General features: G+C 46.1%; 19 protein-coding genes and 2 rRNA genes. 20 read left to right on the top strand and 1 reads right to left on the bottom strand.

What is annotated here, in order from left to right; translation table 11 throughout:
- Window positions 1–327 precede the first annotated feature (327 nt).
- The 17 genes from NSQ55_RS26265 to NSQ55_RS26185 all read left to right on the top strand — a co-directional run bounded on the left by NSQ55_RS26265 (window position 328) and on the right by NSQ55_RS26185 (window position 14,722).
- Window positions 328–942, top strand: a complete 615-nt coding sequence (locus NSQ55_RS26265; protein ID WP_036680184.1) for a DedA family protein — start codon at window positions 328–330, stop codon at window positions 940–942.
- The gene (locus NSQ55_RS26260; RefSeq protein ID WP_076128653.1) at window positions 939–1,505 is read left to right on the top strand and encodes a thioredoxin family protein; all 567 of its coding nucleotides are present in this window, start codon (window positions 939–941) and stop codon (window positions 1,503–1,505) included. Before NSQ55_RS26265 ends, NSQ55_RS26260 begins: the two co-directional genes overlap by 4 nt.
- Window positions 1,506–1,509: 4 nt before the next feature.
- Complete coding sequence (locus NSQ55_RS26255) at window positions 1,510–2,139, top strand: MBL fold metallo-hydrolase (RefSeq protein WP_076128651.1); 630 nt, start codon at window positions 1,510–1,512, stop codon at window positions 2,137–2,139.
- Between the two features lie 545 nt (window positions 2,140–2,684).
- Window positions 2,685–3,230, top strand: coding sequence for an RNA polymerase sigma factor SigY (gene sigY / locus NSQ55_RS26250; RefSeq protein ID WP_076179762.1), 546 nt, complete (start codon window positions 2,685–2,687; stop codon window positions 3,228–3,230).
- Complete coding sequence (locus NSQ55_RS26245; protein ID WP_076128645.1) at window positions 3,217–3,546, top strand: YxlC family protein; 330 nt, start codon at window positions 3,217–3,219, stop codon at window positions 3,544–3,546. Before sigY ends, NSQ55_RS26245 begins: the two co-directional genes overlap by 14 nt.
- Entirely contained in the window at window positions 3,543–3,758 is a 216-nt protein-coding gene (locus NSQ55_RS26240) for a hypothetical protein (protein WP_036680176.1), read from the top strand. Before NSQ55_RS26245 ends, NSQ55_RS26240 begins: the two co-directional genes overlap by 4 nt.
- Window positions 3,759–3,810: 52 nt before the next feature.
- Window positions 3,811–4,002, top strand: a complete 192-nt coding sequence (locus NSQ55_RS26235) for a PLDc N-terminal domain-containing protein (protein ID WP_036680175.1) — start codon at window positions 3,811–3,813, stop codon at window positions 4,000–4,002.
- Entirely contained in the window at window positions 4,002–4,916 is a 915-nt protein-coding gene (locus tag NSQ55_RS26230) for an ABC transporter ATP-binding protein (RefSeq protein WP_339169795.1), read from the top strand. Before NSQ55_RS26235 ends, NSQ55_RS26230 begins: the two co-directional genes overlap by 1 nt.
- Window positions 4,913–5,683 carry an ABC transporter permease subunit gene (locus NSQ55_RS26225; protein WP_339169793.1) on the top strand — a complete coding sequence of 257 codons (771 nt, stop codon included), beginning with the start codon at window positions 4,913–4,915 and terminating at the stop codon, window positions 5,681–5,683. The genes NSQ55_RS26230 and NSQ55_RS26225 overlap by 4 nt, the downstream gene beginning before the upstream one ends.
- A gap of 147 nt (window positions 5,684–5,830) precedes the next feature.
- Window positions 5,831–6,214 (top strand): hypothetical protein, encoded by a 384-nt coding sequence (locus NSQ55_RS26220; RefSeq protein WP_036680170.1) that lies wholly within the window; start codon window positions 5,831–5,833, stop codon window positions 6,212–6,214.
- Window positions 6,215–6,463: 249 nt separating this feature from the next.
- A complete protein-coding gene (gene gatC, locus NSQ55_RS26215) occupies window positions 6,464–6,751 on the top strand; it encodes an Asp-tRNA(Asn)/Glu-tRNA(Gln) amidotransferase subunit GatC (RefSeq protein WP_339169791.1) in 288 nt (95 codons plus the stop codon).
- A 27-nt stretch (window positions 6,752–6,778) separates the two neighbouring features.
- Window positions 6,779–8,236, top strand: a complete 1,458-nt coding sequence (gatA, locus tag NSQ55_RS26210) for an Asp-tRNA(Asn)/Glu-tRNA(Gln) amidotransferase subunit GatA (protein ID WP_076128638.1) — start codon at window positions 6,779–6,781, stop codon at window positions 8,234–8,236.
- Window positions 8,237–8,259: 23 nt separating this feature from the next.
- Window positions 8,260–9,693, top strand: a complete 1,434-nt coding sequence (gene gatB, locus NSQ55_RS26205; protein WP_175617363.1) for an Asp-tRNA(Asn)/Glu-tRNA(Gln) amidotransferase subunit GatB — start codon at window positions 8,260–8,262, stop codon at window positions 9,691–9,693.
- A 122-nt stretch (window positions 9,694–9,815) separates the two neighbouring features.
- Window positions 9,816–10,286, top strand: a complete 471-nt coding sequence (locus NSQ55_RS26200) for a GNAT family N-acetyltransferase (protein ID WP_076146333.1) — start codon at window positions 9,816–9,818, stop codon at window positions 10,284–10,286.
- Between the two features lie 45 nt (window positions 10,287–10,331).
- Window positions 10,332–12,233: a DUF4097 family beta strand repeat-containing protein gene (locus NSQ55_RS26195; protein ID WP_339169787.1), complete on the top strand. Its 1,902-nt coding sequence runs from the start codon at window positions 10,332–10,334 to the stop codon at window positions 12,231–12,233.
- A gap of 126 nt (window positions 12,234–12,359) precedes the next feature.
- On the top strand, window positions 12,360–12,791 hold the full coding sequence (perR, locus tag NSQ55_RS26190) for a peroxide-responsive transcriptional repressor PerR (RefSeq protein ID WP_036680160.1): 432 nt from the start codon (window positions 12,360–12,362) through the stop codon (window positions 12,789–12,791).
- 209 nt (window positions 12,792–13,000) lie between these two features.
- Window positions 13,001–14,722 carry a glycosyl hydrolase family 18 protein gene (locus tag NSQ55_RS26185; protein WP_339169784.1) on the top strand — a complete coding sequence of 574 codons (1,722 nt, stop codon included), beginning with the start codon at window positions 13,001–13,003 and terminating at the stop codon, window positions 14,720–14,722.
- Window positions 14,723–14,839: 117 nt separating this feature from the next.
- On the opposite strand, the gene NSQ55_RS26180 is transcribed toward NSQ55_RS26185, so the two are convergent.
- Complete coding sequence (locus NSQ55_RS26180; RefSeq protein WP_036680151.1) at window positions 14,840–15,205, bottom strand: DUF2614 family zinc ribbon-containing protein; 366 nt, start codon at window positions 15,203–15,205, stop codon at window positions 14,840–14,842.
- Window positions 15,206–15,332: 127 nt separating this feature from the next.
- Between NSQ55_RS26180 and NSQ55_RS26175 the strand changes: the two genes are divergently transcribed.
- From NSQ55_RS26175 to NSQ55_RS26165, 3 genes are all read left to right on the top strand, one after another.
- Window positions 15,333–16,211: a nucleotidyltransferase-like protein gene (locus NSQ55_RS26175; protein WP_076128632.1), complete on the top strand. Its 879-nt coding sequence runs from the start codon at window positions 15,333–15,335 to the stop codon at window positions 16,209–16,211.
- Window positions 16,212–16,636: 425 nt separating this feature from the next.
- Window positions 16,637–18,194 (top strand): 16S ribosomal RNA (locus NSQ55_RS26170).
- 231 nt (window positions 18,195–18,425) lie between these two features.
- Window positions 18,426–21,351: ribosomal RNA gene (locus NSQ55_RS26165) — 23S ribosomal RNA — on the top strand.
- The 16S and 23S rRNA genes sit together here, the layout of an rRNA operon.
- The last annotated feature ends 6 nt before the right edge of the window (window positions 21,352–21,357 follow it).

Here is a 21,357-nt window from a genome sequence, read left to right as displayed (position 1 = left end):
TCATTTTCCCTTTATTGGTGGAATTTGTTCACCTTTTTTGTTTATGCCTATTACTCAAACTCTTTTTAAGTATGGTTGGAAGATGGAAGCTGCTTGCCGCGTAAGTAGAAGTGATAAGGTTGCTTGTGCTAGAATAGGCTAAGAGAAACTGGAAAATATAGCAGAGCGGCAAAGCTTTTAAAAATATAAGAAAGTATAAGATTAGTATCTATGCTTTTATGTTCTTATATTTCACTCGCTTAAACGCTTAGTGTCTTATAAAGATGCCAAAGGCGATTAGCTTGATACATGTAGCCATATTCTGCGGAAAAGGGAGGAGGAGCACGTTTGCATTTTATTTCTGATCTGATCTCGACATTATTTGAATGGATTCAGAGTCTTGGTTATTTTGGGATTATGATCGGACTGATGATTGAAGTTATTCCTAGTGAAATTGTATTGGCTTTCGGTGGTTTCTTGGTATGGAGTGGAGATATTAATTTTTTCGGCGCAGTATTGTTTGGTACGATAGGCGGAGTGATTGCCCAGATCTTTGTATATTGGATTGGCCGTTATGGGGGCAGGCCTGTACTGGAGAAATACGGGAAATATATTCTTATCCAAAAAAAGCATATTGATCATTCGGAAGAGTGGTTCAATAAATATGGGACAGGCGTAATCTTTACGGCACGCTTTATTCCCGTTGTTCGCCATGCCATTTCCGTTCCAGCGGGGATTTCTCGTATGCCTTTAGGTAAGTTCACTTTATTGACTACACTTGCTGTTATTCCATGGAGTGCTTTGTTCGTATATCTCGGTATGACATTGGGGAATAAGTGGGAAGATATTGACGAGGTAGCAGCTAAGTATACCAACGAAATTATTCTCGTAGCGTTAGCACTAATCATCATTTATTTTGTGTATAAGTGGTTTAAATCCAAGAAGAGGGGGACTGCAAAATGAAACCGAATGTAGCTCATAAATTTGGAAAAGGTCTTACACCGCGCCAATTTGTAGAAAGCATGACGAAGAACCAGCAGGCTTTTGAATCCTGGTATGAGAAGTTTTCTTGGGAAGATGAGAGTGACAAGGAATTTTTTGAAAGCCTGAACCATCGTGATGATTTGCGAGTACTTATCCTTGCCGCTGATTGGTGTGGAGATGTAGTTCGTAATGTCCCTGCGGTATTCCGTATTTTGGAGACTGCCGGAATGAAGACAGAAGTATTCATTTTGGAGGAGAACCAGGAGCTTATGGATGAATTCTTGACCATGGGCGGAAGATCTGTTCCGATTGTGATCTTTGCAGATACCGGCGGATATGTGCTTGGACATTGGGGTCCTCGTCCAGAGCATGTGCAGAGCCTAATGAGAGAGTTCAAACGTGAGAATCCTGATCGCGAGGCCGCTGATTACGACAGCAAAATCGCAGAAGTACGTAAGGCTATGGGGCAAGCTTATGGGGAAGGAACGGAATCACAAGCAGTTATCGCAAAAGAGCTGCGTAGTCTGATTTCCGGATTCTAGACCAATGCTAAATATACGTTCGTTTAATTTAGGTCCTCTTCAGACCAATGCCTACTTGCTGACAGGTGCAGATCCAACGAAGGGTATCATTATTGATCCCGGTATGAATCCTGCGGCATTAGTGCGGAGTATTGAAGGGATGGAGATCGAGGCTATTTTGCTGACGCATGCGCACTTTGACCATATGGGCGGCGTAGACGAAATTCGTAAAGCTAAGAAATGCCCTGTTTATTTACATCCACTAGAGAGTGAATGGCTCAGCAGCCCTAAGCTAAATGGTTCATTGATGTGGCCTGATGTTTCATCTCCTTTAACTACAGATCCTGCAGAATATGATCTGGCAGAAGGACAAGTTCTGCAATTCATCGGACATACCTTCCGCGTGTACCATACACCTGGGCACTCTCCGGGCAGTGTCAGCTTCCTATGCGGGAATGATTTATTCTCTGGAGATGTGCTGTTTAAGATGGGAGTTGGGCGCACCGATTTGCCTGGTGGCAGGGAACGTGATTTGTTCGATTCTATTCGTGGCAAGCTGTACAAAATGGATGATGAAGTGAAGGTTTATCCAGGTCATGGCTCCCGAACAACCATCGGTTTTGAAAAAGTTCGTAACCCTTATATCCCTCAATAAACAATCATTCTAGTAGAACTGACAAGAATCGAGGAATTTTTGATAGACAAAGGGATACAAAAGGACTACAATATTGTTAATTAAATGTAACATTAACCTCGCGAAGCACGCAGACTGCGGAATTAATCCCGGTTTGCGTTCTTTTTTTGTCTACATATAGGTTTAAAAGCATGGGGGGAAATAGATTGGAGAAGAATATATATTACCCGTTGGATTACGGATGGTATGACTCCAAGGAGAAATGGACTAGTTTTTGCAGCAGTAAATGCCGATGTTTTTCAGAATGTTCTAGAAAGGGCGGTTTTTGTACTTCCATCGAACGCAGGGACATACAATCTGAGAATAAGGATGGGAGAATACCAGTGAATTCAGGAGGCGAGCCTAGAAGAACGCCTCTTTTTTGGCATTTCCCTGCTGAAGCAGGATTGCTTCAGCCATGGCGGCGTAAGCTCTGGGAGCTCAAAAAATAAAATTAAAGCGCATTGAACGAATCACTATACATAATCGTATTACAAATAAGAACGAAATCCTGAATGGAGGGGCAGATGAGCGATCAGGCGCTGGAGAAAATCAGACGGGCACAGCAGGGAGATACTTCAGCACTGTCTTCACTGCTGCGAGAACATTATACTTTTCTGTTCAAATATCTACTCAAAGTGACTATGGATCCGTTGCTGGCAGAGGATCTTGTACAGGACACGATGGTCAGATGTATGGAAAAAATCAATACCTATAACGGTTCTTCTTCGTTCTCCTCTTGGTTAATTACGATAGCCACCAGAATATTTATCGATCGAAAGCGGCGCTGGAAACGTGAGGCAGAATGGAAGAAACGGGAACAGCAGGCGCAGGGCACCCGTTCGATTCGTTGGCGGTTTGAGAGCAGGGGGGAAGAATGGAGTGAAGTACTTGATTCCATTTCCAAGCTACCCTCTGCTCAGAGGGTAGCTGTGCTGCTGAAGCATTATTATGGCTATAGCTATGAAGAAATCGGTGTGATCATGCAAATTCCTTCTGGCACGGTCAAATCGCGTGTGTCCCTTGGTCTTAACCAATTGCGAAAGGAGCTGAATGAGGATGGAGAAGGATAAGGAGCCAGAACTGTATTTGCACAAGCTTACTGAAGAGCTTGAACGTTTGGATGCGCAATATGATGACCTCACCCCACCTTCGTTACAGGAACTGGAGTGGTTAATGGCTGATGCAGCTGTGCAGAGAAAGAGAAGGGAACGCAAAGAACTACTGTTATTCTGGGGGGTCTCATTGATCCTGATCTGCGCATTTTTATCCATTCTCACTTCTGCGCCAATGATCTATTGGATTATTCAGGCGATCATTCCTATTGTAGGACTGGGTGGCTTAGGGATCGCCAGGATCAGAAGAAATAGAGAAGGTGTACAAGAATGAATGAGCTGCAGGATGTGCCTCTTTGGTTGTGGTTTGGCATAGCAGTAGCGTTAATGCTGCAGGGGACCTTACTGTTCCGGGACGCAAGACGGCGAGGGAAAAAAGCTTGGTTCTGGGGATTATGGGCGATTACTACAGTTCCGTCACCCGCATTAGTCTACTTACTTGTTGTTATTCTTCCTGATCGACGTAGACGGAAGAAGCAGTTGTGAAGCTTTAGTAAAAAGCTCGTTCCTTTCATCTTATTACAAGGAGTGGTACTTCATGGAAGAGGTAAAATGGGGTTTAATCATGCCGTTAATTATTCTGCAGGCTTTGCTTGCTATTATTGGTCTGATATCTCTGGCCAAAGCGGATAACGTTCGTGGTCCAAAATGGATGTGGATTATTATCATTATTTGCGGAAATATATTAGGCAGCGTAGCTTATTTCACAATAGGAAGGAAAGATGTCTGATGTCACTCCTTCAAGTTAAGAATTTGCGCAAAAGCTATGGGGCGCATATTTCCGTAAATGATATAAGCTTTGAAATTGAGAAAGAACGGTGCGTCGCTTTACTGGGGCCTAACGGTGCTGGGAAAACGACCACACTTCGTATGCTGGCAGGGCTGCTAGAACCCACCTCTGGAATGATTTCATTTGAGGGGAGCCGTCCTGGAGCCGAATATCGCAGAGGATTAGGATATGTGCCACAGTCCCCAGCTTTTTATGGTTGGATGACTGGACATGAATATGTTGTTTTCGCTGCAAAGCTTAGTGGAATGGGAACTAAAGACGCAACCAGCAGGGCATTGGAATCGCTCGAGCGTGTAGGGCTTAAAGGTGATGCTCGTCGCCGGATTGGTGGATACTCCGGTGGGATGAAGCAGCGGCTGGGTCTGGCTCAGGCGCTTGTGCACCGGCCTCGTCTGCTGTTGCTTGATGAGCCTGTATCTGCACTTGATCCGATTGGCCGCAGAGAAGTAATGGGACTGCTGCGGGAGATACGTGAAGAGACAACTGTAGTTTTTTCTACACATGTGCTGCATGATGCAGAAGAAATTTGCGATGATATTATTTTAATGAATCATGGCTTGATTGCTGAGAAGGGGTCTTTATCACAGCTGCGTACACAATACAGCCTTCCTGTTATTCGTTTACGTACAGAGAAGCAAGAAAAAGCTATTCAGTGGCTGGAGTCTCTTGCTGCCAAACCGTTTGTACTAGAGACTCAGTTGTTCGGAGATCAGGCAATTTTTAATGTGAACGATGTAGACATGGCCCGATGGACGATTCTGCAAGAAGCGGCGCAGCTCGAAATTCCATTACTGCAATTTGAAGCGGGTTCTTCCACGTTAGAGGATTTATTTATGAAGGTGGTGGGAGTATGAGAAGCGCCTGGGTCCTTTATCGCAAAGAAATGCTCGAAATGGCTCGCAGTTATAAGTTAATCTGGATACCTGTCGTTTTTATCCTATTAGGTATTATGCAGCCGTTAACTACTTATTATTTGCCGGAAATATTAAAAGCTTCAGGTGATGTTCCCCCAGGTCTGCTAGAGGGGTATGAAATACCGAGTGCCGCAGCTGTGATGGCGCAATCTCTGGGACAGTACGGAACGTTCGGAATGTTAGTATTGGCGCTTGGCGCGATGAATGTTTTAGCCGGTGAGCGCTATAGCGGAACTATGGAATTAATTCTGGTAAGGCCGGTTTCTCCAGCCGCAATAGTGTTCGCTAAATGGGCAGCGCAGCTGACCCTGTTGATCGTTGCTCTAGGATTAGGTGCAGCGGGGGCGGCTTACTACACGGAGCAGTTGATTGGTTCACTATCTTGGGGAGATGTCATCGCAGCTTCTGGAGTATATGGATTGTGGCTGTTATGTGCTGTCTCAGCTACGTTGTTGTTTAGTGGATTTTTAAAATCTCCAGTTGCCGCCTTTTTAGCATTGGCGCTAATGGCAGGATTATCATTAGGCCAAAGCTTATTACCTTCATGGTTTGAATGGGCACCTGCGGGGCTTTCCGGGTTATCGGCTGGAATTCTTATGGCTGGAGAAGGCTTCAGGGTTGGACCCTATCTTTCAGCAGCTATTTTGATCTTGATTTGTTTAGTGGGTGCTGCACTTTTGACAAGGAAGAATAACTTACCCGCTTGAACCATAAGTTATATTTTTATTAAATATAGTATATTTTCATAGAATTTGTAGGATCGGCCAGCCTTCAACTAGACAGTTCTATCTTTTTTTAGTAGACTGTTGAAACAAGCAAAATCTTGAAAGATTTTGGGGTTAGGAGGTAGGGCGATGCTGCGTTTAGGAGAGAAGATTGTCATTGTTGCGGACGCTTTCGAGCAGAGTCTTCCTATCGGGGAATACGGCTACCTAATTGCTTACGACCGCAATCCCGATAATGCGTTTGACTATGTTATTCGTGTACCAGAGGCTAATAGGAACTTTTATGTTCCGGCTGAGGACATTGAGGCGGAAGAACATTTATTAGTAGCTGAGGCTGAGAGAGCAACGCATGAAGCGTTGATTGATTATGCTTTGTCCACGTACAATGAGAAGCTGTTCCATCATTTGATGAACGGTGAAGATATGGATATAGAAGAGACGGAATCAACGTCAAGCGAAAGCATGTCCCAAGCGGATTTCATCAAACAAGTGAATCTTCGAGCTTGGATTTAAGGAAGGCCGGCGCAAGCCGGCTTTTTTGTTTTGTCATACCGCTGCTAAATGCTGTGAAATCACTGACTGTCAAAACCCTTCTCTATGAATATACTAACGATACGCTCCTTTAAAATGTGTAGGAATCCCCTTCACTTTGATAAAGGAGCGTTTGTTTTACAGCCCATCATTGAATTGTCCAAGCTTCTACAATATAATTAAAAACGTTATCCGGGCGCTTTAGCCCTTTAAACAGGAGGGATTTTTCTTATGAGCATTACCGTTAAAGATGTGCAGCATGTGGCCAAGCTGGCTCGTCTGCAGCTGAGCCCGGAAGAAGAGGCAACCTTTACAGAACAAATGAATGCTATTTTACAATATGCCGAGAAATTAGATGAGCTAGATACGGAGAATGTAAAGCCGACCACGCATGTGCTGCAAGTCAGCAATGTAATGCGGGAGGATGTTGTGAAGGATAGCCTTACGCAAGAGGAAGCACTTCTTAACGCTCCAGATGATGAAGACGGACATTTCAAGGTTCCAGCTGTTTTGGAATAACTACATAATTAGAAAGGGGGAAGAATCTTGAGCCTGTTTCAAAATCGATTGCCTGAAGTACACCGCATGTTAACTGCTAAAGAGGTATCGGTCAGTGAACTGACTGAAGAATCGCTGGCGATTATCGCTGAGCGGGATAAGAACGTAAATGCATTTTTGACCTTGAATGAGGAGGGCGCTCGTAGCACTGCACGCGCTTTGGACGACAAACTGGCATCCGGAGCAGCACGTGGGTTGCTGTTTGGTCTTCCTGCCGGAATCAAGGATAATATTGTAACTAAAGGCCTGCGCACAACTTGTGCCAGCCAATTTTTGAGCGACTTCCAGCCGATTTATAACGCTACTGTAGCTTCTAAACTGCAGCAGGCAGATGCCGTAACGATCGGTAAATTAAATATGGATGAATTCGCAATGGGCGGATCTAATGAGAACTCAAGCTTTGGTCCTGTACGCAATCCTTGGGATTTAGAGCGTGTGCCCGGCGGTTCCAGTGGCGGATCTGCTGCAGCAGTAGCTGCGGGCGAAGTGTTCTTCTCACTAGGTTCGGATACTGGGGGTTCCATCCGCCAGCCAGCTTCCTATTGTGGTGTTGTAGGTCTCAAACCTACTTACGGTCTTGTATCACGTTACGGGCTGGTAGCCTTTGCTTCCTCACTCGATCAGATTGGACCATTAACACGTAATGTAGAGGATTCTGCCTATGTCCTTCAAGCGATTGCCGGTTATGATGCCCAGGACTCTACTTCTGCTAAAGTAGAAATTCCTGATTATTTGAGTTCACTGACTGGTGATGTATCCGGACTTCGCATTGCTGTACCTAAGGAATATTTGGGAGCAGGTGTCGATGCTTCTGTGCGTGAGACAGTTTTGTCTGCACTTAAAGTGCTGGAAGGAATGGGTGCTGTCTGGGAGGAAGTTTCATTACCGCATACAGAATATGCAGTAGCAGCTTACTATTTGCTGTCCTCTTCGGAAGCTTCATCTAACCTTGCGCGTTTTGACGGTGTGCGTTATGGCGCTCGTGTAGATGAAGGCGGAGGATTGCTTGATCTATATCTTAATTCCCGCAGCCGCGGCTTTGGTCCTGAGGTCAAACGTCGTATTATGTTGGGTACTTATGCACTCAGCTCCGGGTATTACGATGCTTACTATTTAAAAGCACAAAAGGTGCGTACTTTGATTAAACAGGACTTTGATGACATCTTTAAAAAATATGATGTGGTCATCGGCCCAACAGCGCCAACGACAGCATTCAAATTGGGTTCACAGACTGAAGATCCGCTGACCATGTATCTGAACGATATTCTCACGATTCCTGTAAGCTTGGCGGGTATTCCGGCCGTGAGTGTTCCTTGTGGTTTTGCGGAAGGCATGCCTGTAGGTCTGCAAATTATCGGTAAGGAATTTGACGAGAGCACGATTCTGCGTGTCGCTCATGCTTTTGAACAAAATACAGATCATCACAAGCAGCGTCCACAGCTGTAGTAAAGGAGGGAATGGGATTACTTATGTCTAAATACGAAACCGTCATCGGCTTGGAAGTTCACGTAGAACTTCATACCAACTCCAAAATTTTCTGCGGATGCTCCACTGAATTTGGAGCCCCACCTAACACTCATACCTGTCCTGTCTGCTTGGGTCACCCCGGCGTATTGCCAGTGCTCAATAAACAAGCGGTAGAATACGCAATGAAAGCAGCGATGGCGCTGAATTGCACCATTGGTGATGTTAGCAAATTCGACCGCAAGAACTATTTTTACCCGGATTCACCAAAAGCTTATCAGATTTCACAATTTGATCAGCCTATCGGCCTGAACGGTTGGATCGACATTGAAGTTAACGGAGAGACCAAACGGATCGGCATTACTCGTCTTCATTTGGAAGAGGATGCAGGTAAGCTTACGCACGTAGATGGCGGATTTGCCTCGCTAGTCGATTTTAACCGGGTGGGAACACCCCTTATCGAAATCGTATCCGAACCTGATCTGCGCTCCCCTGAGGAAGCTCGTGCTTATTTGGAGAAAATCCGTGCGATTATGCAGTATTGTGACGTATCCGATGTCAAGATGGAAGAAGGGTCGATGCGCTGTGACGCGAACATCAGTCTACGCCCAGAAGGACAAGAGGAATTCGGCATTAGAGCAGAGCTTAAGAACATGAACTCCTTCCGCGGTGTATTGCGTGGACTGGAGTATGAACAATATCGTCAGGCTGAGATCCTGGATGATGGTGGAGTTGTTGTGCAGGAGACTCGCCGCTGGGATGAAGCACAAGGGAAAACATTATCGATGCGCGGGAAAGAAGAAGCGCATGATTATCGTTACTTCCCGGACCCGGACTTGATCGTTCTGCATATTGATGATGCTTGGAAAGAATCCATTCGTTCAACGATTCCAGAACTTCCGGATGCTCGGAAAGCACGTTATAGCGGGGAACTGGGCCTGACAGCTTATGATGCAGGCGTCATTACATCCTCTAAACTGTTAGCGGACTTTTTCGAAGGATGTCTTGCCTATACGCAGGATGCCAAGGCTGTAGCTAACTGGATTATGGGTGACTTGCTTGCCTATTTGAATGGTAATAATCTGGAGTTGTCGCAGGTACAAATTACACCACAAGGGCTAGGCGAGATGATCGGGCTGATTGCAGCCGGAACCATCAGCAGCAAAATCGCTAAAACAGTATTTAAAGAAATGCTAGAGAGCGGTAAACTGCCAGCTGTTATCGTTGAGGAAAAAGGTCTGGTGCAGATCAGCGATGAAGGTGCCATTAAAGGGATAGTGGAAGCAGTCGTAGCCGCCAATCCGCAATCAGTGGAAGATTATAAAGCGGGTAAACAGAAAGCAATCGGCTTCCTGGTCGGACAAGTCATGAAAGAAAGTAAAGGTAAGGCGAATCCGGGTCTTGCTAATAAACTTCTCATCGAGGTATTGAGCAGCTAAACGCTTGTCGTCCATAAAAGGACGCCAAAGGCGTTTATAATTGGGGTAATATACTTATGTAATAAGCTAAGGGCTTGTCGGCAACGGCAGGCCCTTAGCGGCATATAAGGGGACTGGTTAGGATGAATACAATTAACAAGCTAAATCTGCAGGATGAAAGCACCGTTAATGAATTATGGAGTCTTCAGCATAAGGCCTATAGACTGGAAGCTGAACTTATAGGCTTTCGTGAAATACCACCTCTGATGGAGACGAGAGAAATGCTCAGCAGCTCTAAAGAGGGTTTTTATGGCTGCTTCGATAAAGATGAGGAACTAATGGGTGCTGTTGCTGTAGAGGAAGAATCTCCTGGCAAATTGACGATTACACGAATGATGGTGGGGCCGGACTTTTTTCGTAGAGGTATCGCTAGCCATCTTTTGGAATATGTATTTGAGCATTTTGCAGGGATGGAGCAATTCATTGTGTCGACAGGCAAAAAGAATACACCTGCCGTTTCGTTGTACAGTAAACATGGTTTTCTGCCTACCGGTGTGGAGGAAGTCGCTCCAGGAGTTGAATTGATTGAATTTCATCGGAGTGGTTCTCTTTGAAAAAAGATATTCATAGACAACTATTTACGAAAGGAGGAGTCCAAAATGAAACATGACTCTGCAATGCTCCCAGAGCAGGAAGAACTGCAAGGTTCTGTTGATATAGAGACTAAGGAAAATGAGATACAGAAGAGGATTATTCCTCCGCGTCCGAAGCGGCGCCACCGCAAACGTAAATTTATTGCTGGACTGCTGGCAGCACTCATCCCTGGGACGGGGCATTTGTATTTTGGGCTTCTCCGAAAAGGGATCACCTTCATCTTTCTAATTCTTTTGGATATCTCAGCTTTATTGTATTTCTCATCCATCGGGATGCAGATCAATGTTCCACTGCTTATTTTACTTGCGCTCATTATTCCAGTGATCTATTTTTATAACGTGTATGACGTATTGCAATTAGCGGACAGGCTTCTTCGCTTCCCAGAGGATCATGATCTTGCTATTCCTGTGACCAAAGCAAACGAGGCTCCTAAACGTCGTAGTATCGTCAGCGAGCCTGGGATATCCTTTGGACTCTTATTGCTCTTAGGGGGCGCCCTGCTTATTCTGTTCCGGCAGAAACCAACATGGCTCCAGTTCTTTATTGAACATTATGCCGAAATGGCCGTGTCTGTCATTTTAGTATGCGGTGGCTTATTTATAGGAGCTAGAGAAATTGCCAGAGCAGTTGTGCAGCGTAAAGACAATGAACCTCGCAAGCGGCGCGTGGGAAGATATACGGCTTCTATATTACTGATAGCTATTTCTGTTCCTTTGTTTTTGGATTGGAGAGAGGGAACTGACTATATGCTCCTGCTCTTGAAGTGGTGGCCAGTCATCCCGGTGATATGGGGGATTGAGTTCCTGCTGATGTTTATCTTCTCTAACCGTTCAGCCAAGGGAACCAGAATCAGATTGGATTTACGTGGACTTTTATCTGCTATATTGCTAGCTGCGAGTGTATTTATTGTTGCAGAGCAAGAACATTATTTATATCTATGGAAAAATGTCAGTCTAAACCTGACGGCAGCTGCAGTGGACTATGGTGAGGCTAAAGGCAGCAAATATCAGAAAGCCCCGCTAATTGTTCCGGTGGAATTAAATACAGCAAAAATATCTATTGATAGTATTAATGGTGATATTTTATTACACCGTGCTCCAGTGGATGATATTCAAATTACGACGACAGTTTGGGTAGATCAGTTGGATGGGCCGATGGCTGAAGCTATATCAGAACAGTCCTTTGTGGACGTTGTTGAAGGGCCCAACATAAAAATCACCTCGAATAGCAAGGCCTATGGAGAATCCGGTAAACGCCAGCCACGCATGGATTTAGATATTTACTTGCCGGAGGATCGCCGCTTTAACCTCGATGTTCGCACTATGAATGGCGGGATCACGTTGCAGAATGTAGAAGCCATTGAAGACATTTCTCTGGAAACGGGGAATGGAGAGCTGATCCTTCATCGTATCTTTGGTAATGTTAAGGGAAAAACACTGAATGGAGCTGTCCGTGCCAGATCTGTTCAAGGCAGCGTTGATTTAACAACGAGCGGAGGCAATATGAATGCTTGGGATGTTACCGGTGCTTTGAAATTATCGACGGCTGTCGGCAATATTAGTGCGATCGGAAATAGCAATGATATCGATATTACTACCAAAAACGGTAATTTAGAGGTTGATGGAGCCAGATCCAAGCTACATGCCGAATCTCTAAATGGTACCATTGATATTCGCTCTTCTGATGTCGCTGGAGATTGGGACATTTATAGCGCAGTTGGTGACATTCAATTGTATTTACCGATGTTAAGCAACTATACAGTGAATGGATCCAGTGGATATGGAGATATTACTTCAGATTTGCCTGAACTTACAATTGATAAGAAAAAAGTATCAGGTGAAGTGGGGACCGGCGAGTTCAAGCTTCATGTTGAAGGAAATAGCAATCTAAATGTTAGGAAATATTGAAAAAAGTAATTTTTCTTATATAATAATAAATATAATGTATAGACTTCGTTGACAATATTGAAAAATCGGTCTTACAATCTTAAAAAGTATTTCTTTTATTTTTAAATTCAAAAGGCGGTGACAGTAATGGGGAGTGGAGTACAACATGCACTGGAACAATTAAAGACAACAGGTGTCCGTATAACGCCCCAGCGTCATGCGATTCTTACGTATTTGATGGAAGCAATGAATCATCCTACAGCTGACGATATATACCGGGCGCTAGAGCCGAAATTTCCGAGCATGAGCGTAGCAACTGTATATAATAATCTCAAGATGTTTATGGAAGCCGGCATGGTTCGCGAGTTGACCTACGGGGATAGTTCCAGTCGTTTTGATGCCAATGTATCTGATCATTATCATGTCATCTGTCAGCTATGCGGTAAGATTGAAGATTTTAGTTATCCTTCGCTTCATGATGTAGAGATACATGCAGAGCAGGAAACGGGCTTCAAAATTACGGGTTTGCGTATGGAATTGCATGGAGTTTGCAAATGTTGCAGAGAGAAGCAACAATAAGACAGAATACTACTGACTTAAGGGCGTATAGCCAAGCTACACAATAAACGTGTGAAATCCGAAAGCGGAGGACTCACGTTTTTATTTTTTTCGAAATAACAAAATATAGTGAAAATGACTAACTTATACTGGTTATCCGGAACCAAGTGGATGTTATAATCGTATTGTTAGACTTAACTTAAAATCATCTAATATTTGGAGGATATATTTTGGACAGAAGATATAGACAGAAACGCGTCAAAAAGCGCGGAGGTCTTTTCCGACGCTTTTTTGGACTTTTGCTCATTGCGGCAGCAGCTTATTGGGTTGTGTTTTTTGTATTGCCAAATCGCCAGCACATCGATCCAGACTGGAAAGGCCTAGAACATCCTATCTTCGTAAAAGGAGAGCTAACAGGATATTCCGCCTCAGGGACCGGTGATAGCATGCTTTTACCTCTACCATTACTGCAGGAACATGTGGACTCATCTATTCGTTATGAAGAAAAGACTAAATCGGTCATCTTATCAACGGAAAGTGAACTTCTATATATGCAAGAGGATAAAACCAATGCTAGTCTGAACAATCGTCCGCTGCAGCTACGGCTGGCACCTGAAGTTAAGGAAAAGATAACTTATCTTCCTGCGGATGTTTTAGAAGACCTGTATGGGTTTGAGATTCAAGAGGATACGACTACCGGGGCTGTGCTGTTAATGACAGCAGGGGAGAGTGTACCGCTGGGGAAAGTGAAAGGTGAAGCAGGTGATAAGACAGTCGCTCTTCGCAGCGAAGCCTCGATTCACGCACCCATCGTGGCCGATATGTCCCCAGGTGCCATCGTGAGTATTTGGAATAAGGAAAATGAGGACTGGCTGTATGTGCAGTTAAGCAGCGGTTATGCGGGTTATGCCAAGGCCAGTGATATTATCTCAGACGGTCAAAAGACAGTGGAACCCAAAAGCACCACTCCCTCACGGGCAGAACGAAGCTGGAAAGGGAAGTCAGTGAATTTGTATTGGGAAGCTGTTTATCAACGCAAACCTGACCCAAGTACATTCGGTGAGCTTCCGGGCGTTAACGTGGCTAGCCCGACTTGGTTCAGTATCATAGATGGTGATGGGAATGTGCGCAGTCAGGCTGATAGTGCGTATGTGCAGTGGGCCCATGAGCGCGGTTTGGAAGTATGGGGGCTGCTCAGCAATAGCTTTGAACCAGACATAACCACTGAGGCATTGTCGAGCTATGAGAAGCGGATGAACGCGATCGTACAGATCCTCGAGTATTCAGATTTATACAAGCTGGATGGAATTAATATTGACTTTGAGAATGTATATACGAAAGACGGGGAGAATGTTACACAATTTATGCGAGAGCTAAAACCTATGGCTCAAGCCAAAAACTTAATCGTCTCCATAGACGTAACCCCTAAATCTAACAGTGAGATGTGGTCAGCATTCCTTGATCGTAGAGCTCTTAATTCAGTAGTTGATTATCTTATTGTTATGGCTTATGACGAGCATTGGGCTGCTAGTCCTGTAGCGGGCTCTGTTGCGTCTCTGCCGTGGGTAGAAAGCTCGTTAAGCCGGATCATAGAGGAAGACGATGTGCCGCCTGAGAAGCTGATTCTAGGGATTCCACTGTACACTAGAATCTGGACTGAGGCCCAGGTGGATGGCAAGACCAAAGTAAGCTCTAAATCGGTTAGTATGAATGCCGTTGAAAAAATTATTAAAGAGAAGAAGCTGACCCCAACCTTTGATAAGGCAGCAGGGCAGAATTACGTTGAGTATAAGGAGGATGGCGCTCTTAAAAAAATATGGATCGAAGACAAAGTTTCTTTAGAAGCTAGAGTTGAGCTTGCTAAGTCTTTAGGGCTTGGTGGCATTGGTTCATGGAATCGCAGCTTTAGTAATCCGTCTGCGTGGGAGGCATTACAAGGGATTCATAAGTAATTATTATTTCATTTATAATGAACAAAGGGGCTCCCAATACGGGGGCCCCTTTGTTGTATTAAGCAAATGTTTGATCGCATTATAAATCGCTAGTAATAAGCTTCTGTAAGATGTGTTTTATTGATTAAGCTGCTGACTCTTAAGTTGTTCCGCAGTAATATTGGCCTCAGCTGGATCCATAGTAAGGATGGTATGGCAGAACATACAGCGGTCTGTTTTGCCCAGCATTTTGGTCAGCTTGTGACATTCAGGGCATTCCAGTTGGACTGCGCTAGTTGACAGCATCCCAGCCCAGAAATAGATTGCAAGACTTGCCATCATTGAGATTAAACCGATTACAAGACCGATTCCAGCGAATACTTTTCCAGTTGAGCCCCAAAACACGATGCCCGCTGTACCCAAAACCATAAGTCCCATTCCGAGCATTGTGAGCAGTAATCCCCATGTGCGAAAAGCGTTGATCTTAGCCGTTTTAAACTTCATGAGTGTTTGCTCCTAACTAAATATAGTTGGGTTGTCCAGAAGGAACTGTCTTTCATATGTAGAATAATAATTATAACTGAATTATAACTGACTGGACGCAAAATCGCCAAATTTAATGGAGGGAAGCATGGAACTGTCCAATGTAACTTTGTTGAGTGGAGAAACGTTTGATGAGAATGTTTTAGGAGCGGTCGTTTTGCGGCAGAATGGGGATATTCCGTTTCAAAGCGCACTTCTTCAAGATTTTGATATGGTAGTGTTAGTTTTGCATGAAGAACAGGATAGAGAGCATATTGTTCGCCATACCATTGCCGGTGACCAACGGACCCAGTCAGTCCATATTGGCCTTTTTGCTTTGGAGCAGGCTGTTATGGCAGGGGATAATAACGAACTTCTTATCAGTTTGATGAGGGGGGAAGTGATCTGGGACCCCAAGGGAATACTAGAGGAAATGCGACGCGAGATACTGCAATTTGAAGGACCGATCAAGGAACGGGTCGCATTTATGGAGTTTGCTCGCTTTTTGCATATGTATGTGAAATCCAAGCGCTATATAGAGGCTGGCTTTATTATGGATGCTTACAACTGTGTATTGATAGCCTTATACCATTGGGCAAGAATAGAAGTGAGTGAAGTGGGTGCTTTCCCCGAGCCAGCTATTTGGGAGCAGGTTAAAAGCATGAATACCTCTGTTCATAAACTTTATGAGGAGTTAACGGTCAGTACTGAGACCTTAGAGCAACGTGTGGAGCTTGTGCTTCTTGCATGTGAATTTGGGATTATGTCCAAAATGACGGACTGTTGTCTATTGCTCTTTAATATTTTGAATAGCCGTAAGGAAGCATGGAGCATTAAAGAATTACTGCAGCATTCAGGTCTGAGTCAATTAGAGTCTGAACTACCCCTTGTTTTACGAAAGCTGGTTTCTCGTTCGCTAATCCGAGAGATTACATCTTGGGCTGATGTTCACGAGGGAGAAGGGCATGCGATCCGCTATACATTATAGAGATAAATTAGATACAGTAGAAGATGTTTAATTATAGAGAGATGAGCAAGGATAGGGAGAGGCTGAGCACTCTCTTTTTGTTTGTTTACTAATATGAAACGCTCATATTTATTCAGAAAAATTAATGGTTGACTCTTTCCTTGTTCATGTGTTAAATTATAACTCGTCCCTCTGACACAGAGATGTGCTTTCGAAAACATTCGAAAGACAACCAAAAAAAGAAATTAAAAAAAAGGTTGACTAAAACGAGGACGCTGTGATATATTATAAAGGTCGCTGCTGAACAACACATCGACGAAATAAACAGCTTGATCTTTGAAAACTGAACAACGAGTGAGTAGGAAATCACGCAAGTGAAATCCAAAATTAGAGAATTAATTTTCTCGTCAGATGTTTCAAAATGAGCATATCGCTCTTTTCAATACTAATTGGAGAGTTTGATCCTGGCTCAGGACGAACGCTGGCGGCGTGCCTAATACATGCAAGTCGAGCGGAGTTATTTTGAAAGCTTGCTTTCAAAATAACTTAGCGGCGGACGGGTGAGTAACACGTAGGCAACCTGCCCTTCAGACTGGGATAACTACCGGAAACGGTAGCTAATACCGGATAATTTCTTTTTTCTCCTGAGAGAAGAATGAAAGACGGAGCAATCTGTCACTGAGGGATGGGCCTGCGGCGCATTAGCTAGTTGGTGGGGTAACGGCCCACCAAGGCGACGATGCGTAGCCGACCTGAGAGGGTGAACGGCCACACTGGGACTGAGACACGGCCCAGACTCCTACGGGAGGCAGCAGTAGGGAATCTTCCGCAATGGGCGAAAGCCTGACGGAGCAACGCCGCGTGAGTGATGAAGGTTTTCGGATCGTAAAGCTCTGTTGCCAGGGAAGAACGTCCGGTAGAGTAACTGCTACCGGAGTGACGGTACCTGAGAAGAAAGCCCCGGCTAACTACGTGCCAGCAGCCGCGGTAATACGTAGGGGGCAAGCGTTGTCCGGAATTATTGGGCGTAAAGCGCGCGCAGGCGGCTATTTAAGTCTGGTGTTTAAACCTTGGGCTCAACCTGAGGTCGCACTGGAAACTGGGTGGCTTGAGTACAGAAGAGGAAAGTGGAATTCCACGTGTAGCGGTGAAATGCGTAGATATGTGGAGGAACACCAGTGGCGAAGGCGACTTTCTGGGCTGTAACTGACGCTGAGGCGCGAAAGCGTGGGGAGCAAACAGGATTAGATACCCTGGTAGTCCACGCCGTAAACGATGAGTGCTAGGTGTTAGGGGTTTCGATACCCTTGGTGCCGAAGTTAACACAGTAAGCACTCCGCCTGGGGAGTACGGTCGCAAGACTGAAACTCAAAGGAATTGACGGGGACCCGCACAAGCAGTGGAGTATGTGGTTTAATTCGAAGCAACGCGAAGAACCTTACCAGGTCTTGACATCCCTCTGAATCTGCTAGAGATAGCAGCGGCCTTCGGGACAGAGGAGACAGGTGGTGCATGGTTGTCGTCAGCTCGTGTCGTGAGATGTTGGGTTAAGTCCCGCAACGAGCGCAACCCTTAACTTTAGTTGCCAGCAAGTAATGTTGGGCACTCTAGAGTGACTGCCGGTGACAAACCGGAGGAAGGTGGGGATGACGTCAAATCATCATGCCCCTTATGACCTGGGCTACACACGTACTACAATGGCCGGTACAACGGGAAGCGAAGCCGCGAGGTGGAGCCAATCCCATCAAAGCCGGTCTCAGTTCGGATTGCAGGCTGCAACTCGCCTGCATGAAGTCGGAATTGCTAGTAATCGCGGATCAGCATGCCGCGGTGAATACGTTCCCGGGTCTTGTACACACCGCCCGTCACACCACGAGAGTTTACAACACCCGAAGTCGGTGGGGTAACCCGCAAGGGAGCCAGCCGCCGAAGGTGGGGTAGATGATTGGGGTGAAGTCGTAACAAGGTAGCCGTATCGGAAGGTGCGGCTGGATCACCTCCTTTCTATGGAGAATCGTTCTCTGCAATGAGAACATTCAAATCGGAAGCTCAGCTTCCAAACTCAGGTTTAGGCCTGTTACTCACTCGTTGCTCAGTTTTGAGAGTTTAAGCTCTCAAGTAAGACTTGATCCTTGAAAACTGGATACCGAAACGAATTTGCGTTTTAGAACATCTTTTAGCAACTTGTGTAAACAAGTAAATGTTATTAGTGAGATTTTTCTTCGGAAGAATCAAGGTTAAGCTAATAAGAGCACACGGAGGATGCCTAGGCGCCAGGAGCCGACGAAGGACGTGGCGAACAACGAAACTGCCTCGGGGAGCTGTAAGCAAGCTTTGATCCGGGGGTGTCCGAATGGGGAAACCCAGCTGTGGTAATTCGCAGTTACTCATTTCTGAATACATAGGAAATGTAGAGGCAGACCAGGGGAACTGAAACATCTAAGTACCCTGAGGAAGAGAAAACAATAGTGATTCCGTCAGTAGCGGCGAGCGAACGCGGAACAGCCTAAACCTAAGAGCTTGCTCTTAGGGGTTGTGGGACGTCTCACATGGAGTTACAAAGGAATATGGTAGGCGAAGAGGTCTGGAAAGGCCCGCGATAGAGGTAAAAGCCCTGTAGCCTAAACTGTGTTCTCTCCGAGACGGATCCCGAGTAGTGCGGGGCACGTGAAACCCCGTATGAATCCAGCAGGACCATCTGCTAAGGCTAAATACTACCTGGCGACCGATAGTGAAACAGTACCGTGAGGGAAAGGTGAAAAGCACCCCGGAAGGGGAGTGAAATAGAACCTGAAACCGTGTGCTTACAAAAAGTCAGAGCCCTATTAATGGGTGATGGCGTGCCTTTTGTAGAATGAACCGGCGAGTTACGTTTAACATGCAAGGTTAAGCCGAGAAGGTGGAGCCGCAGCGAAAGCGAGTCTGAATAGGGCGAATTAGTATGTGGACGTAGACCCGAAACCGTGTGATCTACCCCTGTCCAGGGTGAAGGTGCGGTAACACGCACTGGAGGCCCGAACCCACGTACGTTGAAAAGTGCGGGGATGAGGTGGGGGTAGCGGAGAAATTCCAATCGAACTCGGAGATAGCTGGTTCTCCCCGAAATAGCTTTAGGGCTAGCCTCGGTATAAGAGTAGTGGAGGTAGAGCACTGATTGGGTGCGGGGTCCGCAAGGATTACCAAGCTCAGTCAAACTCCGAATGCCATATACTTATTGCCGGGAGTCAGACAGTGAGTGCTAAGATCCATTGTCAAAAGGGAAACAGCCCAGACCATCAGCTAAGGTCCCCAAGTGTGTGTTAAGTGGGAAAGGATGTGGAGTTGCACAGACAACCAGGATGTTGGCTTAGAAGCAGCCACCATTGAAAGAGTGCGTAATAGCTCACTGGTCGAGTGACTCTGCGCCGAAAATGTAACGGGGCTAAACACACCACCGAAGCTATGGCTAGATACTATGTATCTGGGGTAGGGGAGCGTTGTGTAGGGGTTGAAGGTGTACTGAAAAGAGCGCTGGACACTACACAAGTGAGAATGCCGGTATGAGTAACGAAAAGATCAGTGAGAATCTGATCCGCCGAAAGCCCAAGGTTTCCTGAGGAAGGCTCGTCCGCTCAGGGTAAGTCGGGACCTAAGGCGAGGCCGAAAGGCGTAGTCGAAGGACAACAGTTTGAAATTACTGTACCACCGTAATCCGCTATGAGCGATGGGGTGACGCAGGAGGGTAGTGACGCGGACTGATGGATGTCCGTCTAAGCAGTGAGGCTGATGTGTAGGCAAATCCGCACATCGTTAAGGCTGGGCTGTGATGGGGAGCGAAAATTGTAGTAGCGAAGGTCATGATCTCACACTGCCAAGAAAAGCCTCTAGCCAGGAGAAGGTGCCCGTACCGCAAACCGACACAGGTAGGCGAGAAGAGAATTCTAAGGCGCGCGGAAGAACTCTCGTTAAGGAACTCGGCAAAATGACCCCGTAACTTCGGGAGAAGGGGTGCCCCGGTAGTGTGAATAGCACGAGGGGGCCGCAGTGAAAAGGCCCAAGCGACTGTTTAGCAAAAACACAGGTCTGTGCGAAGCCGCAAGGCGAAGTATACGGGCTGACGCCTGCCCGGTGCTGGAAGGTTAAGGGGAGTGGTTAGGGGTAACCCGAAGCTATGAACCGAAGCCCCAGTAAACGGCGGCCGTAACTATAACGGTCCTAAGGTAGCGAAATTCCTTGTCAGGTAAATTCTGACCCGCACGAATGGCGTAACGACTTGGGCGCTGTCTCAACGAGAGATCCGGTGAAATTTTAATACCTGTGAAGATGCAGGTTACCCGCGACAAGACGGAAAGACCCCATGGAGCTTTACTGCAGCTTGATATTGAATTTGGGTACGATCTGTACAGGATAGGTGGGAGCCGTAGAAATCGGAGCGCAAGCTTCGGTGGAGGCGCCGTTGGGATACCACCCTGATCGTATCTAGGTTCTAACCTAGTACCCTTACCGGGTACGGGGACCGTGTCAGGCGGGCAGTTTGACTGGGGCGGTCGCCTCCTAAAGAGTAACGGAGGCGTTCCAAGGTTCCCTCAGAATGGTTGGAAATCATTCGCAGAGTGCAAAGGCATAAGGGAGCTTGACTGCGAGACCTACAAGTCGAGCAGGGACGAAAGTCGGACTTAGTGATCCGGTGGTACCGCATGGAAGGGCCATCGCTCAACGGATAAAAGCTACCCTGGGGATAACAGGCTTATCTCCCCCAAGAGTCCACATCGACGGGGAGGTTTGGCACCTCGATGTCGGCTCATCGCATCCTGGGGCTGAAGTAGGTCCCAAGGGTTGGGCTGTTCGCCCATTAAAGCGGTACGCGAGCTGGGTTCAGAACGTCGTGAGACAGTTCGGTCCCTATCTGTCGTGGGCGCAGGAAATTTGAGAGGAGCTGTCCTTAGTACGAGAGGACCGGGATGGACGTACCGCTGGTGCACCAGTTGTTCCGCCAGGAGCATGGCTGGGTAGCTACGTACGGACGGGATAAGCGCTGAAAGCATCTAAGCGTGAAGCCCCCCTCAAGATGAGATTTCCCAATTAGTAAGACCCCTTGAAGACGACGAGGTAGATAGGTTGGAGGTGGAAGTGCAGCAATGCATGGAGCTGACCAATACTAATCGGTCGAGGGCTTATCCTATACGTA

Origin of the sequence: Paenibacillus sp. FSL H7-0943 (genome assembly GCF_037963265.1) — a bacterium.
Classification (GTDB): domain Bacteria; phylum Bacillota; class Bacilli; order Paenibacillales; family Paenibacillaceae; genus Paenibacillus_AQ; species Paenibacillus_AQ odorifer.
The sequence above is the reverse complement of the archived record's forward strand: the minus strand, read 5'-3'. Positions and strand labels throughout refer to the sequence as shown.